The sequence below is a fragment of the Advenella mimigardefordensis DPN7 genome, from assembly GCF_000521505.1.
GTDB lineage: Bacteria > Pseudomonadota > Gammaproteobacteria > Burkholderiales > Burkholderiaceae_B > Advenella > Advenella mimigardefordensis.
The window spans coordinates 3,707,366-3,728,187 of the sequence record NZ_CP003915.1 but is presented as its reverse complement, the minus strand read 5'-3'; the positions used below and the strand labels follow the sequence as shown (position 1 = coordinate 3,728,187).

Genomic DNA, 20,822 nt, shown 5'->3' with positions numbered 1-20,822 from the left:
AAATCAGGAGAATAAAATGCAACATCGGCTTAAACAGGCGGTACTGATCGGCATTCTGAGTGGCGTGGGATCATTTGGTCTTGCACATGCCGATACCATCAAGGTCGGACTCATCACGGCGCTAACCGGACCGGGTTCGTCCATCGGCATTCCCTATGAGCAGGGTGCCAAGGCAGGGCAGGCGATGATTCCTGATGTTGACGGCAATAAGCTTGAGCTGATTGTGCTGGACGATGCCACCGACCCATCGAGCGCAGCACGCAATGCCCGGAAACTGACACAGGACAACAAGGTTGATATTCTGATCGGATCATCCAATGTGCCGGCAACGCTTGCGGCCCTGCCGGTCGCGCGCGAAGCGGAAACCGCGCTGATCGGCATCAGCCCGGCCAGTACTACGGGAGAGAATGCCGCCTGGTATGTGACAACGGCACAGTCGGCCCGGTTGATGATCAGCGCCGTAGTGGGTCAGATGAAACGCGATGGCGTCAAAACGGTTGGGTATATTGGCTTTTCCGACGCCTGGGGTGATTTGGTGTACGACAACCTGGTCAAGGAAGCGGACACGGCCGGCATCAAAGTTGTGACCAATGAACGATTTGCACGATCTGATTCATCGGTGAACGGGCAGGTCCTGAAAATTATTGCCAAGCGCCCGGATGCCGTGATGACCGGCGGGGCGGGAACACCAGGTGCTTTGCCTTACCTGGCATTGAAAGACAGGAATTACAAAGGCAAACTGTATGGCGCGCACTCGCTCATCAATCCTGATTTCATTCGTGTTGCCGGTTCTTCTGCGGAAGGACTAATTGCTCCAACCGGGCCGGTGATTGTGGCGGAACAGTTGCCCGAGGATCATCCCGTCAAGCAGATGTCCGGCAGGTTTCATGAGGTTTTTCAAAAAACCAATGGCAAGCCGTCGACCGATGCCTATTCTGCTTATGCCTTTGATGCCTGGCTGATTGCAGCAGAGGCCGCCAAAAAAGTCATCGCTGAGGGCAAGGCCAGGCCGGGCACCCCCGAGTTCAGAGCGGGTCTGCGCGATGCCATCATGTCGGGCACGCAAGTGGCCGGTACGCACGGCGTCTATACCTTCAAACAGGGCGATTCTTTCGGTAGCGATGAACGCGGCCGGGTGCTGGTTCGTCTGGAAAAAGGCAAATGGAAATATATCCCTGAAAAATGATGGGGCGGGCAGCGAAGCCAGGCGCATCGCAAGATTAACGAGTAACGTCGGACGGAACACACAATGGATTGGGAAGTGGCTTATATGCTGACGGTAGACGGTTTGTCCAATGGCGCCGTCTACCTGCTGGCAGGTATCGGACTGGTAATGGTATTTTCCGTTACCCGGGTCATCTTTGTGCCCTTTGGTGATGTGGCCGCATTCGCCGCCCTGAGCCTTGCCTCTTTGCAGGCCGGTATTGTGCCCCCCACGATTGGCCTGGTGATTGTACTCGCGGTGGTTGCGCTGGTCGTGGAGCTGCTCAGTCTTGCCCGCAGACATGAATGGCGGCAGGTGCCTCGGGCGATTGCGTGCTGGGGTGTAGCGCCACTTGTGCCGTGTCTGCTGGCATGGTCGATCGTCGGGCGCAACGATTCGATGTTGCTTCAGATTGTGGCTGCCGTGCTTTTGGTGACCCCCATTATTCCTCTGATTGCGCGCATTGCGTTGCAGCCGATTGCCGATGCTTCGTCGCTGATCCTGCTTATTGTTTCGCTGTCCATTCACTTTCTGTTTGTCGGGCTGGGGTTGCTGTTCTTCGGACCGGAAGGCTTTCGGACCGAGTCGTTCACCGATCTGGATATTGCTTTGTTCGGCAACGTCACGGTGAGCGGGCAGTTAGCGCTGACGATTGCAGTTGCCATTGTGCTGAGCATCATGTTCTATCTGTTTTTTGAATTCACCCTGACCGGCAAGGCGTTGCGTGCAACCTCGGTTAACCGTGTCGGCGCCCGTATTGTCGGTATCCGGCCGGTGAAGACGGCGACGCTGGTCTATCTTTTCGCCTCGGTGCTTGCCGGCATGATTGGGGTGCTGATTTCACCCGTGAATACCATTTATTACGACTCCGGATTCATGCTTGGTCTCAAGGCATTTGTGGGCGCCATTATCGGCGGCCTGGTGAGCTATCCGCTGACTATGATCGGATCACTTGCCGTTGGTATTGTGGAGAGTTTTTCGTCGTTCTGGAATGGCGCGCTCAAGGAAGTCATTGTGTTCGGATTGTTGATTCCTGTATTGATGGTTCGTTCAGTGCTGACCGCACATGATGAAGACAACAACGAGGAGATCGACGAATGAAAACGTCCCTGCGCAGTGTCGTCGTATTTATATTGGGAGCGCTGTTCATTCTGGGATTGCCCTGGTTTCTGGGCAAGTTCGGCATTTCGCTGATGAATGATATCGGCATTGGGGCACTGGTCGCACTTGGTCTGGTGCTGCTGACCGGTGTGGGCGGAGCAACGTCTTTTGGACAGGCGGCTTTTGTAGGTGTTGCCGCTTATACCACCGCCTATCTGACCACTCACTTTGATCTATCCGCATGGATGGGACTGCTGGCGGCGATTCTGATTACAGCCACGTGTGCATTGATTATCGGTTGCATTACGCTGCGGCTGGGCGGTCATTTTTTGCCCCTGAGTACCATCGCCTGGGGCCTGTCAATTTCGCTATTGTTCGGCAATATGGACATGCTGGGCCGCAATACCGGCATTACCAATATTCCGCCGGTTTCACTGGGTAATGTTGCGCTTCTCAGTCCATTGCAGATGTATTACCTCATATGGCTGCTGGTGGGGCTTGCGCTGCTGTTTTCATATTACTTGCTGCGATCCAGGGCAGGCCGGGTCATCCGCAGTTTGCGTGGTGGTTCTGTTCTGCTGGCCAGTGTGGGTGAAGATGCGTTCGTGGTCAGGCTTAAACTGTTCGTTACAGCCGCCGTATTTGCGGCATTGGCCGGGTGGCTTTATGCGCATATGAACCGCTTTGTAAGCCCTTCGCCGTTTGATCTGCACGCCAGTATCAATTATCTGCTGATGGCTATTTTGGGCGGAGTCGGCTTTTTGTCGGGAGCACTCGTGGGCGCAGCCGGGGTGCTGATTTCTAAAAATTACATTCAGGATGTTCTCCCCTTGGTATCGTCCCGAGGCGGTCAGCTTGAGGCAATCGTATTCAGTGCGCTCTTTATTCTGCTCTTGCATTTCGCTCGAGGCGGCATCATGTCGTTCGTTGCCAAACGCAAGCGTGTGTCGCAGCAAAGTGTGACGGCCGATAAAAAACGCTATCAACCCTCGGGTGAACCCCCCCTGACCGAAAGGGCGCCGCTGGCGGCAGGCACTCAAGTGCTGAGCGTAGACGGCGTTGTGCGCCGTTTTGGCGGACTGGTTGCCGTCAATAATGTCAGCTTTACCGTGACCGCAGGTGAAATCGTCGGCTTGATCGGCCCCAATGGGGCAGGTAAGTCCACCATGTTTAACCTTATTACAGGTGTATTAGGGAAAACAGAAGGGCGTATCCATTTTCTGGGCGAGGACGTGACGCACAAATCACAGCGACAGATTGCTCGTATGGGTGTGGCCAGGACCTTCCAGCATGTCAAATTGCGGCCCGCCATGAGCGTGCTCGATAGCGTTGCACTTGGTGCCAATATGAGAGGCTCGGCTGGGTTTATACGTTCGGGCCTGGGGCTGAATCGGGCTGAAGAAAATCGTATTCTGGATCAGGCCTATAAACAGTTGCAGCGGATCGGTCTTGAAGGCAGCGAGTATACGCCGGCGGGCAAGTTGCCGTTGGGGCTTCAGCGGATACTGGAAATTGCCCGGGCGCTGGCATCTGATCCTGTATTGCTGATTCTGGACGAACCGGCGGCCGGTCTGCGCAAGCATGAAAAGGAAGTGTTGGCCACGCTGTTGCGCCAATTGAAGGCTGAAGGACTGACCATCCTGATTGTCGAACACGATATGGATTTTGTGATGAAACTGGTGGATCGGCTGGTTGTGATGAATTTCGGCGCCAAGCTGATCGAAGGGTCGCCACAGCAGGTGCGTGCCGATAAAAAAGTGCAGGATGCCTACCTGGGAGGAACCGGCGAATGACTAGCATGCTGAATGTATCGGGACTGAGTGTTTCCTATGGTCATGTGGCGGCGGTTCGGGACGTCTCGCTGCAGGTGCCGGACGGCAGCATTGTTTCTGTCATCGGGCCTAACGGCGCAGGCAAGACCACGCTGTTGTCCGCGTTGATGGGGTTGCGCCCTTCACAGGGCGTCGTGACCTATGATGGGGTCGATCTGCAGCACATTGATGTGGAAAGCCGTGTTGAACAAGGCATCTGTCTGGTGCCGGAGCAGCGCGAACTGTTCGGGGAAATGAGCGTCTATGAAAATTTGTTGCTGGGTGCCTATGCAAAACGGGCAGACAGGACGGCTGTGCGTGTGCGGTTAGATAACGTTTATGCCCGCTTCCCGCGGCTACATGAGAGAAAAAAACAGAAGGCCTACACGCTCTCGGGCGGTGAACGGCAAATGCTGGCGCTGGGCAGGGCGCTCATGTCCTCTCCCAGGCTATTGATGCTGGATGAGCCGAGTCTAGGGCTGGCGCCGCTGATCGTTCGGGACATTTTGCAAATGGTAGCCAGCCTGCGTGACGATGGTGTATCGGTACTGCTGATTGAACAGAATGCCCGCGCTGCCTTGCAGATCTCCGACTTCGGTTATGTGCTGGAAACCGGTGAAATTGCGCTTGAAGGAGCGGCAGCGCAATTGCTGGACGATCCCCGGATCATCCAGCTATATCTGGGCGGCGGGCAACAGTAGCGGCAAGGTCAGGATCAGGGAATGCTGACCGTACTCTGTTGCAGGTCTTTCGGAATACGCTCATAAACCACGTAATCGTAGTTCAGGCCATTCTCTTCGGGCTGCGCATCGCGGGATGTTTCACGCCATTGTTTTTCATCCAGGTCGGGGAAGAAGGCATCACCATCGACAGACTGATGAATTTCAGTTGCCATCACCTGCTGCGATTTTTCAATGGCCTGGGCGTAAATCTGCTCGCCGCCGATCACGAAAGCCGTTTCGCTCTGCTCGAACGCCAGCGCGATGGCCGCTTCCAGCGAGTTCACTACATCCACGCCGTCGGCACTCAGATCCGGCTGGCGGGTAATCACGATATTGCGCCTGCCCGGCAGCGGGCGGCCAATCGACTCCCAGGTCTTGCGACCCATAATGATGGGTTTACCCATGGTCAGGGTTTTGAAGCGTTTCAGGTCGCCCGGCAGATGCCAGGGCAGGGTGTTGTTGACGCCGATGGCTCGGTTTTCGATGGCATAGGCAACAAGAATAATCAATGAAGGCATGTCGGTTCCTGTATTGGGTGTGCAGGCGGGCGGTCACGGCAGCTGCGTCTGAACGGCCAGGTTCAGACGGCTACCGGCGCCTTGATATGCGGATGAAACTGGTAATCGGCAATGTCAAAATCTTCATATTCATAGTCGAAAATGGAATCGGGTTTGCGACGGATGATCAGTTTTGGAAAAGGATAGGGCGTACGTGATAATTGCAGTTGTGCCTGTTCAAGATGATTGCTGTACAAGTGGCAGTCGCCACCGGTCCAGACAAAATCGCCTGGCTCCAGATTGCATTGTTGCGCCACCATATGGGTGAGCAGGGCATAGCTGGCTATATTGAAGGGCACGCCCAGGAAAATGTCGGCGCTGCGCTGGTACAGCTGGCAGGACAGTTTGCCGTCGGCCACGTAGAACTGGAAGAACGCGTGGCAGGGCGGCAGTTTCATCTGTCCGATGTCGGCCACATTCCAGGCCGAGACAATGAGGCGGCGGGAATCCGGGTTGGCTTTGATCTGTTCAATGACCTGGGTGATCTGGTCGATATGGCCGCCATCCGGTTTGGGCCACGAGCGCCATTGCACGCCATACACCGGCCCCAGGTTGCCCTGGGCGTCGGCCCATTCATCCCAGATGGTGACGCCGCGTTCCTGCAGCCAGCGCACGTTCGAGTCGCCGCGCAGGAACCACAGCAGTTCAATGAAAATGCTTTTGGTGTGCAGCTTTTTGGTGGTGACAAGGGGAAAGCCCTCGGCCAGATTAAAGCGCATCTGATGCCCGAAGACCGAGAGGGTGCCTGTTCCGGTGCGGTCTGTCTTGGTGACGCCATGCTCCATGACATGACGCATGAAATCTTCATACTGCTGGTTCATCGTTATGCCTCGGCGATCACGTATGAGTGGGTAATGGCTGCCGATTTTTCCAGCATGGCAACGGCAGAGCAGTATTTTTCATGAGACAGGCTGACGGCCCGTTCCACCGCTTTTTCAGGCAGATTTTTGCCCGTGACCGTGAAGACGAAATGGATTTTGGTAAAAATCTTCGGGTCGGTCTCGGCCCGTTCGCCCTGCACCGTGACCTGGCAACGGGTCACCTGGTGGCGGCCACGCTTAAGAATGAGCACGACGTCGTAGGCCGAGCAGCCGCCTGCGCTGACCAGCATCATTTCCATGGGGCGTGGCGCCAGATTGTTACCACCGCCTTCAGGCGCGCCATCCATGGCAACGGTGTGGCCGCTGCCGGTTGTGGCAACGAACAGCATGCCTTCGGGGCCATTCCATTCGATATTGCATTCCATGATTGTTTCCTGCATTAAATCAAAAGCAAATCATAACCCATTGCTACAATAGACGATCGGGCAGACCTCACCGGGTTACCAAATCAGTCCCGGGTGACTGTGCCATTTTTTCCTGTCCTTTCCAACACAGGCTGACTTATGACCGAAAAAGCTATTGCTGTACATGAATTTGACCGTCGTTATTCGCTTGCCGACCGGGTGCTGGCAGAAATCGGGACTGCGCTTGAAGTGCTCTCCGGCGCTTCGCGAGCCTCGCGTCCCAATCCTGCAGGTCTGCAAATGGCAACTGCGGAACCCGAATTGAGCCAGGCGCAGGCCCGGCATGCAGCTGGCCTGATGCGCGTGAATCACGTGGGAGAAGTATGCGCCCAGGCACTGTATCGCGGGCAGGCACTCATGTGCAAGGAAGCATCGGTACGCAAGGTGTTTGAGACGGCCGCCCAGGAAGAGGTGGACCATTTGTCCTGGTGCCGCGACCGTATTCGTGAACTGAACAGCCATACGAGCCTGCTCAATCCGCTATGGTATGCCGGTTCTTTCGGGCTGGGGGTGCTGGCCAGTGCCGCCGGTCGCGAGCGCAATCTGGGCTTCATGGCCGAAACGGAACGCCAGGTGGAAGCGCATCTGGAGCGTCACCTGACCGATCTGCCCGAGCAGGACAGCCGCTCACGCGCGATTGTGCAGCAGATGAAGGAAGATGAGATCCACCATCGCGAAACGGCCGAGGAGCATGGCGGTACGCCGTTGCCCTTACCGGTGCGCGGTATCATGACGGCCATGTCCAAAGTCATGACTACGCTGGCTTACCGCATTTAAGGCATGTGAGCGTTCGCAGTCGGGACTTGCTTCTCGCACTGCAACGCAAGTCGGGTGCGCAGACCAGCGCTGGTGAAAGGCGGGTCACGGCATTCCGATTCGCTCTGGATCCCGGTGCGCTGTGATCCAGATCATGTGATTCCGGCTTATCTGCTCCGACACCATTCAGACCAAAACCATTCCAGAATGTTGTGACTATGCAACAATATTGCTAATCGTTCTGTATTTATTACTTGCGAGGGTGAAAAATATAGAGACATACCCCAACACCCGCGTAATTACCTATGGACATGTGTGTCGGGTGTGTCTTATTTGAAACAGATTGAAGTAAATTGGGTGCGAATTCAAACGCTTGATTGATATTTTTCTTGCATTGCACAAAAAAAAGCAGTACTATTTGTCTAACGGATGACGAAATGGACTTTCGGAAATTCGCAGGAAGCAGTGATAGCGGTTCTGCAGTTCGCCACAAACGAAGAATAAAGTTGGCGCCTCAGTAACAGCTTGCACTGCCCGCAGAAAGAAACGGTTGTATTGCTCTTATCTGCCTGCTGCTTGAGTTTCTTGCCATACGTCTTGCCAAGGTTGTCTCCTCCACCCTCCTCCTTTGGTGGATTTAGCCCAAGATCGCAAGGTCTTGGGCTTTTTTTTATCGTACGCCCAGCATGGGCGTACTCCTGCGGGTGCGAGTCCCGCCGCGAGTTGGTCACAACGAGCGAAGTGAAGCGCAACTGCGTGAGGGTGACCGAGCGTGGGAAGGAAGCGTGAAGCGTAAATCGCGAGCCGATGGACAAGAACTGCATAGAAGGCGCTGCCAAGCAGGGCGAGCGGGCCATAAACCGCAAAGCTCTCGTGACCAAGGCGAAGTGGCGTAGATGCAGCGGTTGTGCGATGAAGGAGTGCGTTCTTATCTGGGGAAGCCTCGCCTTGATCCTGAAAGGGTAACGGTGTCGAACCGGAGCGAGGACTCAGCAGAGGTCATAGTAGTCGTGGTAGCCGAATCGGGGAGGTTCGGAGTCGAAGCGACGAAGGACCGAACGAGAAGGAGTATTACTCGACATGTCGATACAACTTGTAGTGCCTCAGATGACTGCCCCAGCGGAGCGGACGGGTGTAGTTGGCGGTGAAGCCGCCGGTGATCCTGTCAGCGAGGAAACAAGGAGTCCGCGATATGGCAATGAGGATACGGGGTCAGCGCTGCTGCAAGCGGCGCTGACAAGAGAGAACCTGCAAGCCGCGTTCAAGCGGGTGCGAGCCAATAAAGGAGCAGCCGGGGTGGATGGTCTGGACATTGATCAGACTGCCCACCACCTGGTGAGCGCCTGGCCTGCCATCCGGGAGGCGTTGCTGACAGGTAAGTACCGGCCCAGCCCGGTACGACGGGTAATGATACCCAAGCCTGACGGTAGCCAGCGCGAGCTGGGTATTCCGACGGTAACGGATCGCCTGATCCAGCAAGCACTACTGCAAGTGCTGCAACCCATCCTTGACCCCACCTTCAGCGAACACAGCTACGGCTTCAGACCGGGCAGGCGGGCGCATGATGCGGTGCTTGCCGCTCAGTCGTATGTGCAGTCCGGCCGCCGTATCGTGGTGGACGTGGATCTGGAGAAGTTCTTCGACCGGGTCAACCACGACATCCTGATTAATCGCTTACAGAAACGCATTGCTGATGCCGGCGTGATCCGGCTGATCCGTGCGTATCTGAATAGCGGCATTATGGATAGCGGTGTGGTGATCGAGCGGCACGAGGGCACGCCGCAAGGCGGACCGCTCTCGCCGTTGCTGGCCAACGTGATGCTCGATGAGGTGGACAAGGAGCTGGAACGCAGGGGTCATTGCTTCGTTCGCTACGCTGACGATTGCAACGTCTACGTTCGCAGTCGCCGTGCCGGTGAACGGGTAATGAACCTGCTGCGACAGTTATACGCTAGACTACGCCTGAAGGTCAATGAAACCAAAAGCGCGGTTGCCAGTGTATTTACGGGTCGCAAATTCCTGGGTTACAGCTTCTGGATGGCCCCCAAGGGCGTGGTCAAGCGCCGAGTGGCGACCAAGGCCGTGATGGCGTTCAAGCAACGCGTGCGACAATTGACGCGCCGCTTGGGCGGACGCAGTATGCAGGATGTGGTGGACAGGTTGCGTGCCTACATGCTGGGTTGGAAGGGCTACTTCCGGCTGGCGCAATCCCAAAAACTCTGGCAAACACTGGAGGAATGGATACGTCACCGGTTACGGGCAATCCAGCTCAAACAGTGGAAACGCGGTAAAACGATGTTCCGTGAGCTACGCACTCTAGGTGCTAGTGTGACAGTAGCACACCGCGTGGCGGCCAACAGCCGTCGCTGGTGGCGCAACAGTGGCAAGCTGCTCAATAGTGTGCTGACGATCGCGTGGTTCGATAACCTGGGTCTGCCTCGTCTCTCATGACCTCAACTTCTCGAACCGCCCGGTGCGGACCCGCATGCCGGGTGGTGTGGCAGGGGTGCAGTCTGATGACTGCCCCCTATGCCGATTGCTCAAATTGAAGATGAACGGGTATGGCTTTCCTGGACGCTCAATTGTTAAATCGGCCGTTAAAGGAGCGTAGCGTATTGAAAGCGTAGCGCATTGAGTGAGCCTATATGGGAAGGTTGAGCGCAGGGCGCGTCGGTGACGGGCGTCGCTATATTTTGCAGATGGGCTATCGCGGGCAGGCTGAAATTTGTCATAATGTGACAAACGGCATTTTTGATGCACATTAATTATTAAAATTGCCGGATATGAAATGTTATGCCGTTTGTTTCAAACAGGATCGTATCCTGCTGCTCCGCGTTACTATTGTCGTTTGTTAAGTAAACATTTGCATTCTGGATCGACTTTGACATTTCCCTGGCAATATCTCTATATCAGCGTTGTCGCCTTTATGGTTGGCGGGCTTATTGTTTTTTCCGAAAGATGGCATGGTCGTTATACGGGCGACTATGATCTGGACAAGCCGCAGGCATCGCACAAAAAATCCACCCCTCGAATTGGTGGCCTCGCCGTGTTTGCCGGCACCCTGGCCGGACTGCTGGTACTGGGTCGGCCGGACAACATGACGCTTAACTGGCTGTGGCCGGCACTCTTTGTCGCGTCCATGCCGGTGTTTGTGGCGGGCATACTGGAAGACATTACCAAAGACATTGGTGCCGGCAAGCGTCTGCTGGCCGCGTTTCTGTCTGCCGCCATTGCCTGGTGGTTTTTTGGCGGGGTCAGCCGCGTCAGTATTGACGTTTTCAATTACATCCTGAGCTTCTGGCCGGTTTCACTGATCTTTACGGTGGTGGCGGTCGGCGGTTGCACTCACGCGCTTAATATTGTGGACGGCATGAACGGCCTGGCCGGTATGGTGGCCATGCTGATGGCAACCTCGATCGCGCTGGTGGCGTATCAGGTAGACGATCTGGCCATTTTCGCCATCGCTCTTGCCATGGCTTCGTCCATCATCGGCTTTTTTGTTTGGAATTTTCCTTACGGACGGGTGTTCCTGGGTGACGGTGGTGCTTACTTCATCGGCTTTATGCTTGCCGAACTGGCTGTATTGCTGGTGGTGCGCAATCCTTCGGTTTCTCCCTTCTATGCGCTGGCGGTGCTGTTTTATCCCGTCTTCGAGACGCTTTTTTCCATCTGGCGCCGTCGCTTCAAGCGTGGTGTGCCGGTAGATCAGCCCGATGCGCTGCATTTGCACCAGCTTATTTTTCGCCGCCTGGTTCGCGTCACCTTCAATCGCCGGGGGCAGGGCATGGTGCCGGTTATGTGCAATGCGCTCACTTCTCCTTATTTGTGGGTGCTGACGCTGATCGGCCTGATTCCGGCGACCTATTACTGGGATAACCCCATCGCATTGTGTATCAGTATGCTGGTATTTGCATCTGTGTATATCTGGCTTTATTCGCGCCTGGTAGCGTGGCGTTGCCCGCGCTGGCTACTGCTGCCGTCGGTCTCGCGTCGCCGCTGATTGCTGCGGGCCGTTTGCTTTGTTTCAGTCCGGTAATACATGGGTGTCGCATCTGCCTCCGTGGTTACCCGGAACTTGTTAAAATTGACGATTGAAATACGTTCCATCACATCTATTTGATTAGCTTTCTGGAGAACTACGTGCAACTTGGCGATATAAAATTAGCGATTGTCGGACTTGGATATGTCGGGCTGCCTCTGGCGGTAGAATTCGGCAAAAAGCGCAGCGTGCTGGGTTTTGATATCAACCAGAAGCGCATCAAGGAATTGCAGGGCGGTGTGGATCACACGCTGGAAGTGTCTTCCGAAGAGCTGGCCGAAGCCGGTCAACTGGCCTATAGCGCCGATCCGGCGGAATTGGCCAAATGCAATGTCTTTATCGTGACCGTGCCAACGCCGATCGACGATTACAAGCAACCAGACCTGACGCCGCTGATCAAGGCTTCTGAAACCATTGGCAAGGTCCTGAAGAAAGGCGATATTGTCATTTATGAATCAACGGTTTATCCCGGTGCGACCGAAGAAGATTGCGTGCCCGTCCTGGAAAAATTCTCCGGCCTTACATTCAATAAAGACTTCTTTGCCGGCTACAGTCCTGAGCGTATCAACCCGGGTGACAAGAACCATCGCGTTTCAACCATCAAGAAAGTGACCTCCGGCTCTACGCCCGAGGTGGCTGATCTGGTGAACGATCTGTACAGCGAAATCATTACCGCCGGTACGCATAAGGCATCCAGCATCCGCGTGGCCGAGGCCGCCAAGGTGATTGAAAATACCCAGCGCGACGTAAATATTGCCCTTATTAATGAACTGGCGCTTATTTTCAACAAAATGGGTATTGATACCGAAGCCGTACTTGAAGCGGCCGGTACCAAGTGGAATTTCCTGCCATTCCGGCCCGGGCTGGTGGGTGGTCACTGCATTGGCGTAGACCCCTATTATCTGACGCACAAGGCGCAGGCCATCGGCTATCACCCTGAAATCATCCTGGCCGGCCGGCGCCTGAATGACTCCATGGGTTCCTATGTGGTCTCGCAACTGGTTAAAGCCATGACCAAACGTCAGATCCAGGTGCAGGGTGCACATGTACTGGTCATGGGACTGACCTTCAAGGAAAACTGCCCCGATCTGCGCAATACGCGGGTTGTGGATATTCTGAAAGAGCTGGGCGAGTACAGCATGGATGTGGATGTATTCGATCCATGGGTTGACCCGGCCGAAGCCGAGCATGAATACGGCATTACGCCTGTGAAAACGCCGGAAAAAGGCGCTTACGACGCCATTATCCTGGCCGTATCTCATCACCAGTTTGTGAGCCTGGGCGCCGAAGGCATCCGGGCACTGGGCAAGGCTCAGCATGTACTTTATGACCTCAAATACGTACTGAAGGCGGATCAGGCCGATATTCGACTGTAATCAGCAGCACGGGTAAGTACGAACAGGCGCCAGCGATGTGCAGTCGATGGCGGCTGTGTTTTGGCAGCTTCAACCAATAGCAGGTGAATATTATGACTCAGTCATTCGACAATCTCAAAAACGCCATTCAGGCCGAACCCCGCACCTGGCTGGTGACGGGTTGCGCCGGCTTTATCGGCTCCAATTTGCTGGAGACCCTGCTTTTGCTGGACCAGAAAGTAGTGGGTCTGGATAATTTCTCTACCGGTTTTCAACACAATCTGGACGAAGTGCAGCAATCGGTCAGCGCCCGGCAGTGGGCCAACTTCAATTTCATTGAAGGCGATATTCGTGATCTGGACGCCTGCAAAAAAGCGGTGGCCGGCGTAGACTACGTGCTGCATCAGGCGGCGCTGGGTTCTGTACCCCGCAGTCTGGATGATCCTATTACAACCAACGCGGTCAATATCAGCGGCTTTCTGAATATGCTGGTCGCTGCCCGTGAAGCCGGCATCAAATCGTTTGTTTATGCGGCTTCCAGCTCCACTTACGGTGATCACCCAGATCTGCCGAAAGTCGAAGATAAAATCGGCAACCCGTTATCTCCGTACGCCGTGACCAAATACGTGAACGAACTTTACGCCAACGTGTTTGCCCGCGCCTATGGTTTCAGTTCTGTAGGTCTGCGTTATTTCAATGTGTTCGGCAAGCGCCAGAATCCCGATGGCGCCTACGCGGCCGTGATCCCTAAATGGACGGCCTCCATGATCAAGGGCGAAGACGTGTTCATCAACGGCGACGGTGAAACCAGCCGCGATTTCTGCTTTGTGGAAAATGCGGTGCAGGCGAACCTGCTGGCGGCAGCCAATATGCCCGACGAGGGCAGCCAGGTGTTCAACGTGGCGGTCAACGCCCGCACCAGCCTGAATGAGTTGTTTGCCCATTTGGCGGAAACGCTGGGCAAAAACGGCGTGCAATACGATAAAAAACCGGTATACCGCGATTTTCGCAGCGGCGACGTTCGCCATTCGCAGGCCGATATCAGCAAGGCGCATGAACAACTGGGCTACACACCGACCCACAGCATCCTGGAAGGGATCGAAGTGGCGATGCCGTGGTATACCCAATTTCTGCGGTAATCCTTGAAGCGGGCAATCGGGCGGTTTAAAGGGCTGCATCCTGACCATATGCGTATCGCGCGCGGCGCGATGCGCGTGGCGTTTTTCCTGCTGATCGGCAAGATGGCCGGTGCGCTCAAGGAAATGGCGGTGGCGCATCGCTATGGTGTGAGCGAGGTGGTAGACGCTTATCAGTTCACCATGACCATGGCGAACTGGCTACCCGTTACCATTGTAGGGGCGTTTTCTATCGTTCTCATTCCGGTGCTGGTCAAGACGCGCTACGCGCCTGGTGGCGAGCGGGTGCAATTTATTCGCGAGTTGCAGGGATGGGTGCTGGCCATCGGGATTGTGACCGGTGTGCTGACCTGGCTGCTGTGGCCCTATGTTCTGGATTATGCCGGGGGGAATCTGAGCGCCGAAACGCGGGCGCACAGCACAGAACTGATCTGGGCGTTTGCGCCGGCCGCATTGCTCACTTTGCTGATTGGCGTGAGCACCTCAAGGCTGCGCTCGCATGAGCGGCATGTGAATACCTTGCTGGAAAGCGTACCGGCTCTGATGATTCTGATCTGGATTCTGGTTACGCCGGGTGATGTGAGTGTGATGCCGTTATTGCTCGGTACGCTGGTCGGTTATCTGATCCAGGCGGTCTGGCTGCAGATTTTGTCGCGCAAGGCCGATGATGGTATCTGGGGTGTCCCCAGCTTTACGCTCAGGTCGCATCAGTGGCCCTTGTTGCTGAATGCTGCCGGCGTGATGCTGATCGGGCAGATTGCCATGAGCTTTGTGGGGCCGCTGGATCAGATTGCGGCGGCGAAGCTGGGTGAGAACGCCAACGCCACGCTGGGCTATGCGGCACGCTTGCTGTCGCTGATTATCGGTCTTGGGGCGGCGTCGGTGGGACGGGCGGCATTGCCCGTACTGGCAGATGTGCAGAGCCAGGGCGATGCACATCGTGCCCGCAATATGGCGCTCAAATGGTCTGCTTTCATGCTGGTGGGCGGCATTGTTGCGGTCGCGGTCTGCTGGGTCATGGCGCCGTGGATTGTAAAGATTTTGTTCGAAAAAGGTGCGTTTACTGCAGATGACACGATCGCCGTGGCCAGCGTTCTGCGCTGGGGAATATTGCAGTTGCCATTCTATTTCGGCGTGCTGATTCTTGTGCAACTGATGGCCAGCCAGAACCGCTACAGACTGATGGCCGCCATTGCTGTGGCCAACTTCGCACTTAAGGCGGTGCTGAACCAGATACTGGCACCCATGATGGGGGCCGAAGGTATTATGCTGGCAACCAGTTGCATGTACTTGTTGTCTTATATTTGCTATGTCTTTGTGACGCTGACGCATGATGTGTCCAAACAATCTTCTACCGAAAAAACAACCGATTGATATGCCTTTGAATTCGACGACCGCAGCGCCTGTACCCCTGCGAATCATGATCTTTATCCACTCGTTGCATGCCGGCGGGGCGGAGCGGGTGGCGGTCGACCTGGCCAACCAGTGGTACATTCACGGGCACGATGTGATGCTGGTCACCCAGACCGACGATCGCGGCGATGTATATGAATTGAATCATCATGTGGAGCGGGTGGCTCTAAATACCGCGGGTTTGCGCGGTGTGATGGCGAATTTGCGGCGTCTGTACGCATTGCGCATAACCATGCAGCGCTACCGACCCGATATTGTGCTGGGCATGATGACAACGGCTTCGATCCTGTCGGTACTGGCCAGCACGGGCTTGCGTTGCCAGGTGATTGCCACCGAACACACGCATCCGCCGGCACAGGAACTCTCGTCCTTCTGGCTCAGGCTGCGGCGTTATACCTATCCGCGTGCTGCGCGGGTGGTGGCGCTCACCCGTGATACGGCCAGCTGGATTGTGAATCACGTCCCTGGTTCGAATATGGCCGTGATCCCCAATGCCGTTCACTGGCCGCTGGTGAACGGCGAGCCGGAGGTGGCACCGCCACAGCGCAACGGACGTAGCCGCCTGCTGGCGGTGGGACGTCTGCATACCGACAAGGGCTTCGATATACTGATTGACGCCTTCAAGGACCTGTCCACCGTATTTCCCGACTGGGATTTGGTGATTCTGGGCGAAGGGCCCGAACGCGATCGCCTGCAGGGACAAATCGATGTGGCCGGACTGGCCGAACGCGTCAGTATGCCGGGGCGGGTTGGCAATATGCGTCAGTGGTACCATGCCTGTGATATCTATGTTCTGAGTTCGCGGGTAGAAGGGCTTTCCAACAGCCTGCTTGAAGCGATGGCCTGCGGCATGCCCAGTGTGGCATTCGATTGTGAAACCGGGCCGCGCGAGATTATCCGGCCCGATATCGACGGCCTGCTGGTGACACCGGTAGAAGACCCGCAGGCATTGGCGGCGGCCTTATCGGGGTTGATGCATGACAAGCAGGCCCGTAAAACGCTGGCCAGCCGCGCCGTGGATGTACGTGACCGTTTTTCAATGCGACGCGTACTGTCATTGTGGCAAGAGGTATTCAACGACATACAGCACCAGGATAAAAAGGGATAGGCAACGCTTATGTGTGGGATTGTCGGGCTTGCAGGCCGGTTCGAACATAAGGAAACACTGCTTGCGCAAAGTTGTGACCGGATTGCTCACCGCGGGCCGGACAGTCGCGGTTTCTGGGAAGATGCGGCCAGTGGTGTGGCTTTGGGCCACGTAAGGCTGGCTATCCAGGATCTGTCCGAGCAGGGGCATCAGCCTATGGCCAGCGCCGATCAGCGTTTCATGCTGGTGTTCAACGGCGAAATCTATAATCACCCGCAATTGCGTCTGGAACTGGAACAGGACGGCTACACCCATGCCTGGCGCGGGCATTCCGATACGGAAACCATTCTGGCCGGATTGATGATCTGGGGTGTAGAGGCAACCCTGAAGCGGATGGTGGGCATGTTTGCCATCGCCGTGTGGGACCGGCAGACCCGCAATCTGGTGCTGGCCCGTGACCGCTTCGGGGAAAAGCCGCTATATTACGGTTATGCGCCAGACGGTCTGATGTTTGCTTCGGAGCTCAAGGCGCTGATGCCTTTGCCGGGTTTTGATACGCAGTTGAATCGCGATGCGCTCGCGCTGTTTCTGCGACATAACTACATTCCCGCGCCCTACAGTGTGTTCAAACAAGTGCGCAAGTTATTGCCGGGCACCTGGGTCAGTTTGTCGGCGGAGCAGATCGCGACGGCCAGCTGGCCGGAGCCGGTCTCCTACTGGTCGGCGCTGGACGTGGCGCGCAACCAGCCGCGGATGCGATTTGAGCAGGATGGCGATGCGGTTGATGGCCTGGATCGCGTATTGCGCCAGGCGATTCGCGGGCAATTGCTGTCAGACGTGCCGCTGGGGGCGTTTTTATCGGGCGGGATTGATTCTTCACTGATCGCCAGTCTGACCCGGGAAGAAGCGGCCGGTACACTCAAGACCTTTTCTATCGGTTTTACTGAACCGGAATACAACGAAGCTGAATACGCCGCCGAGGTGGCGCGTCATTTGGGCACAGACCACACCGAATTGTATGTCAGTGCCCAGGACAGCCTGGATCTGATTCCCGCCTTGCCCCATATGTATGACGAGCCGTTTGCCGATTCATCCCAGATTCCCACGGCACTGGTGATGCGCATGGCCAGGCAGGAGGTGACCGTGGCGCTCTCCGGAGATGCCGGTGATGAACTCTTTGGCGGTTATTCGCGCTATAAGCGGGTGCAGCAATGGTGGGGCAAGCGCGAGCGCGTGCCTGCCGGTTTGCAGGCGCCGCTGGGGGCAGGGGCACGGATTGCCGCCAGCCTGCTGTCGGGGCCGCGCGCAGAAAAGTTCGGCAAGCTGGAGCAGGTGCTGGGGGCCGAGAATATGGTCGCTTTCTACCGGCAGTTTGTCTCTTACTGGCAGGACCCGGCCAGCGTGGTCAAGGGTGCCAGCGAACCGGCCAGCGCCTTTGCGCAGGCGCCGCTGGACAGCCTGCTGGATACCATGATGGCCATCGATACTGTGTCGTATCTGCCCGATGATATTCTGGTCAAGGTAGACCGGGCGGCCATGGCGGTTTCTCTGGAAACCCGGGTACCGTTGCTCGATCACCGGGTGTATGAGTTTGCCTGGAGCCTGGACGAAAAATACAAACTGCGCGGTGGCGACAGCAAGTGGATTCTTAAACAATTGCTCTACCGTCACGTACCGCAGCAGATGCTGGATCGACCCAAGAAAGGCTTTTCAGTCCCTATGGGACAATGGCTTCGCGGGCCGCTGCGTGACTGGGGCGAGCAGTTGCTGGCGTTGCCGCGCCTGCAATCGCAGAACCTGCTGGATGCGCAACGGGTGCGCGAGGTGTGGATGCAGCACCAAAGCGGGCAGGCAGACAACAGCCCGCGCTTATGGGGTATCCTGATGCTGCAGGCTTGGCTGGATGAATACGGAATCAAACCATGAAAATGATTAATTGCGGCGTGAGGGAGTAGCCCATGCGAATCCTGTTACTTGTCAGTTCCATGAATGCCGGCGGTGCTGAGCGGGTGGCCGCTTCGCTGGTGAATGCCTGGGTGCGCGAAGGCCATGATGTGTGCCTGATGCCTACTTTTTCCCGGGGGACAGGCCAATCGTTCTATCCGCTGGATCCGGGCGTACGTCAGATTTGGGTAGCACAGCATTTGAGCGGTCCGGGCATGTTCCGGACGCTGGCCAAGCCGCTGATCCTGCGGCGCCTGATTCAGCAGGAAGCACCCGATGTGATCGTCTCGTTTCTGACCAATGTGAACGTGATGGTGCTGGCGGCGACCAAGGGCCTGGATATTCCGGTCATCGTATGTGAACGAACCAATCCGGCGGCCAGTAAAAATATCAGCAATGTACTGGCGCGCGCACGTCGCCTGTTATATCCGCAGGCGGACGCCGTTATGCTGCAAACCCAGCAGGCGGCCGAGGTGTTTGCCCGCGTTGTGCCTGGCTTGCAGCATGTGGCGGTGATTCCCAATCCGCTGCCGCCGGCGCTGGAGTCCGCTGCCCGGGCGGTGGACGATAGCGGACGGGTGACGTATGTGTCCGAGTCGGCCACTACCGATACAGAAACGGCTGCTGCAGAGACGAGGGCATCGGGTACCGAAGCGCAAGCGGGCGGGCGCAGGCACTTGTGTGCCATGGGCCGGTTTGTCGCCACCAAGCGCTTTGACATGCTGATTGATGTTTTTGCCCGGCTGGCTCCGGACGTGCCCGACTGGGATCTGACAATCTGGGGGGAAGGGCCGCTGCTGCATCAGTTGCAGGAAAAAGTACGCAAGCTGGGCTTGCAGGACCGCATCCATCTGCCCGGTAAAACCGACCAGCCGTGGGAGGCACTCAGCGGTGCTGATGCGTTTGTAATGACATCTGAAGTGGAAGGTTTTCCCAATGTATTGCTTGAATCCATGGCGCTGGGCCTGCCCTGTGTGACCATGGATTGCCCCAGCGGCCCTGCAGAACTGTCCCGGGATGGGCGTGACGCGATTCTGGTTGGCCTGTCCGATGTGGATGGCTTGCAGGAAGCGCTGCAGCACGTAATGACAGATGAAATATTGCGGCGCGAACTCGGGCATAGGGCCACGATTTCGGTACGAGATCGCTACAGTCTGGCGGCTGTGCTGGAGCAATGGCAGTTCCTGTTTGATGCGGTGCTGGGCAAGTCGCGCTTAAAGCAGGCAACGTCGACGGAGTCACAATAATGCCGGCCCGCCAATTGCATGTGGTACATGTGATCAGCGGCCTGGGGCAGGGTGGTGCCGAAGCGGTGTTGAACCGCTTGTTGCTGACGCCATCGGCAGCGATCCGGCATACGCTGGTGAGCTTTACCGATGACGGGCTGTACGGCGCAGGACTGCGCGATGCCGGTATCAACGTTATTACACTTGGCATGAAACCCGGCAAGTTTACGCCGGGCGACTTTCTGGCGCTGCGCCGTGAACTGAAGCGGCTTAAGCCGGATGTGGTGCAAACCTGGATGTATCACGCCGATGCGATTGCCGGGCTGGCTGCAAGAACCGCCGGGATTCGGCATATTGCCTGGGGTATACGCAACTCCGGTGAAAACCTTAAAAGCAGCAGCAAGTCTGCCTGGCTGCTGGCGCGCGCTTGCGGCCTGATGTCCGGTTGGCTGCCGCAGACCATTGTGTGTTGCGCGCAGGGCGCCCGGGCGCGTCATGAGCAATGGGGCTACGAGGCCGACAAGATGGTGGTCATACAGAATGGCTATGATCTGACGCGCTGGCAACCTGATACGCAGGCGCGCGCACGCTTGCGGGAACAGTGGCAACTGGCGCCGGAGGCGCGGGTAATCGGTTTTGTGGCGCGTTTCAATCCGCTCAAGGATCATCATAGCCTGATCCAGGCGCTGGCTCACTGCAAGAAAAACGGCCTGATTCTGCATTGCGTGCTGGTGGGTAAAGGGCTGGATACGGAGAATGCGCAACTGATGCAATGGCTGCGCGAGGCGGACGTGACCGATCAGGTTATGCTGCTGGGCATGCGCGATGATGTGCCGGCTATTATGAACGCACTGGATGTTCATGTGCTTTCCAGCCTCGCTGAAGGCTTTCCGAATGTGGTGGCCGAAGCGATGGCTTGCGGCGTGCCTGGTGTGGTGACCGATGTGGGTGATGCCGCCCTGATTGTGGGCGATACCGGCTGGGTTGTCCCGCCACAGAACCCGGTAGCTCTGGGCGAAGCAATTGGCCTGGCGTTTGCCGCGATTGACGAGCAAGGCCGCGAGGCGATTGGCGCCCGGGTGCGTGAGCGGGTATTGCAGGAGTTCAGCCTGCCCCGGATGGTTGAACGATACGAACAGACCTGGCAGGCGATGGTCGCCGATGCGCGCTGATTCAACATTCAACG

At 56.5% G+C, this 20,822-nt stretch carries 17 protein-coding genes; 14 read left to right on the top strand and 3 right to left on the bottom strand.

Features of this window, described 5'->3' with window-relative positions; genetic code table 11:
• Positions 1-16 precede the first annotated feature (16 nt).
• The 4 genes from MIM_RS17215 to MIM_RS17200 all read left to right on the top strand — a co-directional run bounded on the left by MIM_RS17215 (position 17) and on the right by MIM_RS17200 (position 4,817).
• The gene (locus MIM_RS17215; protein WP_025374001.1) at positions 17-1,186 is read left to right on the top strand and encodes an ABC transporter substrate-binding protein; all 1,170 of its coding nucleotides are present in this window, start codon (positions 17-19) and stop codon (positions 1,184-1,186) included.
• Between the two features lie 63 nt (positions 1,187-1,249).
• The gene (locus MIM_RS17210; RefSeq protein ID WP_025374000.1) at positions 1,250-2,305 is read left to right on the top strand and encodes a branched-chain amino acid ABC transporter permease; all 1,056 of its coding nucleotides are present in this window, start codon (positions 1,250-1,252) and stop codon (positions 2,303-2,305) included.
• On the top strand, positions 2,302-4,098 hold the full coding sequence (locus tag MIM_RS17205; protein ID WP_025373999.1) for a branched-chain amino acid ABC transporter ATP-binding protein/permease: 1,797 nt from the start codon (positions 2,302-2,304) through the stop codon (positions 4,096-4,098). The genes MIM_RS17210 and MIM_RS17205 overlap by 4 nt, the downstream gene beginning before the upstream one ends.
• A complete protein-coding gene (locus MIM_RS17200) occupies positions 4,095-4,817 on the top strand; it encodes an ABC transporter ATP-binding protein (protein ID WP_025373998.1) in 723 nt (240 codons plus the stop codon). The genes MIM_RS17205 and MIM_RS17200 overlap by 4 nt, the downstream gene beginning before the upstream one ends.
• Positions 4,818-4,831: 14 nt before the next feature.
• Here MIM_RS17200 and MIM_RS17195 read toward each other — a convergent pair whose 3' ends face one another.
• The 3 genes from MIM_RS17195 to MIM_RS17185 all read right to left on the bottom strand — a co-directional run bounded on the left by MIM_RS17195 (position 4,832) and on the right by MIM_RS17185 (position 6,641).
• Complete coding sequence (locus tag MIM_RS17195) at positions 4,832-5,356, bottom strand: dihydrofolate reductase (protein ID WP_025373997.1); 525 nt, start codon at positions 5,354-5,356, stop codon at positions 4,832-4,834.
• Between the two features lie 62 nt (positions 5,357-5,418).
• On the bottom strand, positions 5,419-6,216 hold the full coding sequence (locus MIM_RS17190; protein ID WP_025373996.1) for a thymidylate synthase: 798 nt from the start codon (positions 6,214-6,216) through the stop codon (positions 5,419-5,421).
• Positions 6,217-6,218: 2 nt separating this feature from the next.
• On the bottom strand, positions 6,219-6,641 hold the full coding sequence (locus MIM_RS17185; protein ID WP_025373995.1) for an OsmC family protein: 423 nt from the start codon (positions 6,639-6,641) through the stop codon (positions 6,219-6,221).
• Between the two features lie 138 nt (positions 6,642-6,779).
• On the opposite strand from MIM_RS17185, the gene coq7 reads away from it, so the two are divergent.
• The 10 genes from coq7 to MIM_RS17130 all read left to right on the top strand — a co-directional run bounded on the left by coq7 (position 6,780) and on the right by MIM_RS17130 (position 20,808).
• Positions 6,780-7,457 (top strand): 2-polyprenyl-3-methyl-6-methoxy-1,4-benzoquinone monooxygenase, encoded by a 678-nt coding sequence (gene coq7, locus MIM_RS17180; RefSeq protein ID WP_025373994.1) that lies wholly within the window; start codon positions 6,780-6,782, stop codon positions 7,455-7,457.
• A 1,059-nt stretch (positions 7,458-8,516) separates the two neighbouring features.
• Positions 8,517-9,887, top strand: coding sequence for a group II intron reverse transcriptase/maturase (ltrA, locus tag MIM_RS17170; RefSeq protein WP_025371806.1), 1,371 nt, complete (start codon positions 8,517-8,519; stop codon positions 9,885-9,887).
• 475 nt (positions 9,888-10,362) lie between these two features.
• Positions 10,363-11,436 carry an MraY family glycosyltransferase gene (locus tag MIM_RS17165; RefSeq protein ID WP_042071673.1) on the top strand — a complete coding sequence of 358 codons (1,074 nt, stop codon included), beginning with the start codon at positions 10,363-10,365 and terminating at the stop codon, positions 11,434-11,436.
• A gap of 140 nt (positions 11,437-11,576) precedes the next feature.
• Positions 11,577-12,851: a Vi polysaccharide biosynthesis UDP-N-acetylglucosamine C-6 dehydrogenase TviB gene (tviB, locus tag MIM_RS17160; RefSeq protein WP_025373992.1), complete on the top strand. Its 1,275-nt coding sequence runs from the start codon at positions 11,577-11,579 to the stop codon at positions 12,849-12,851.
• 92 nt (positions 12,852-12,943) lie between these two features.
• Entirely contained in the window at positions 12,944-13,969 is a 1,026-nt protein-coding gene (locus tag MIM_RS17155; RefSeq protein WP_025373991.1) for an SDR family oxidoreductase, read from the top strand.
• A gap of 48 nt (positions 13,970-14,017) precedes the next feature.
• Entirely contained in the window at positions 14,018-15,340 is a 1,323-nt protein-coding gene (gene murJ / locus MIM_RS17150; RefSeq protein WP_144084674.1) for a murein biosynthesis integral membrane protein MurJ, read from the top strand.
• Between the two features lie 46 nt (positions 15,341-15,386).
• Entirely contained in the window at positions 15,387-16,487 is a 1,101-nt protein-coding gene (locus MIM_RS17145) for a glycosyltransferase family 4 protein (RefSeq protein ID WP_025373989.1), read from the top strand.
• A 9-nt stretch (positions 16,488-16,496) separates the two neighbouring features.
• Complete coding sequence (asnB, locus tag MIM_RS17140; protein ID WP_025373988.1) at positions 16,497-18,392, top strand: asparagine synthase (glutamine-hydrolyzing); 1,896 nt, start codon at positions 16,497-16,499, stop codon at positions 18,390-18,392.
• Positions 18,393-18,424: 32 nt separating this feature from the next.
• Complete coding sequence (locus MIM_RS17135) at positions 18,425-19,657, top strand: glycosyltransferase family 4 protein (protein ID WP_025373987.1); 1,233 nt, start codon at positions 18,425-18,427, stop codon at positions 19,655-19,657.
• Positions 19,657-20,808, top strand: coding sequence for a glycosyltransferase family 4 protein (locus tag MIM_RS17130; RefSeq protein WP_025373986.1), 1,152 nt, complete (start codon positions 19,657-19,659; stop codon positions 20,806-20,808). Before MIM_RS17135 ends, MIM_RS17130 begins: the two co-directional genes overlap by 1 nt.
• The last annotated feature ends 14 nt before the right edge of the window (positions 20,809-20,822 follow it).